Origin of the sequence: Burkholderia territorii (genome assembly GCF_902833055.1) — a bacterium.
GTDB classification, from domain to species: Bacteria; Pseudomonadota; Gammaproteobacteria; order Burkholderiales; family Burkholderiaceae; genus Burkholderia; species Burkholderia territorii.
The window spans coordinates 1-548 of the sequence record NZ_CADFEJ010000090.1 but is presented as its reverse complement, the minus strand read 5'-3'; the positions used below and the strand labels follow the sequence as shown (position 1 = coordinate 548).

Annotated in this window: 1 pseudogene; it reads right to left on the bottom strand. The window is 70.4% G+C overall.

What is annotated here, in order from left to right:
* A pseudogene (locus tag HW466_RS31145) lies at positions 1-548 on the bottom strand (translocation/assembly module TamB domain-containing protein); the annotation flags it as partial.

The following is a 548-nucleotide window of genomic DNA, read 5'->3' as shown; positions in this document are numbered from 1 at the left end:
AGCACCAGCGCCTCGAGCGAGCCCGACAGCGTGGCATGCGCGTCGACCTGCTCGTTCGACACCCTGCCCGAATAACCGGCCGTGCCGGCGATCGCGAACGGGCGCGCGCCGTCGAGCCGCACATCGGCGCTCAGCGCGCCGAACGGCGTATCGAGCCGCTCCAGCGTGAGCGCGTGATGGCGTCGATCGCTCTGGCCGTGCGCGAGCAGCTTCGTCAGCTCGGTGGTCGAGCCCGCCTCGTGGATGCGCAGCGTGTCGAAGCGCAGCTCGCGCAGCGTCAGTTGCAACGGAAGATCGAGATTCTCCGGCAGCGTGGTGGGCGTGGTCTCGGACGGCGACGGCACGACCGTCACGTCGATGGTGCCGGCGCGCAGGTAGTCGAGCGTGAAGCGCAGCGGCGCGCGCGTGAGCGCCCAGCGCCCTTCCACATGGTCGATCCGCACCTCGGTGCCCTTGCCGCCGGGAGTAACCCAGGCCAGCTTCGAGATCCTCACGCCCTCGGCCAGTGAACCGCCTTCCAGTGTGCCCGAAAGCCGCCCGCCCAGCAC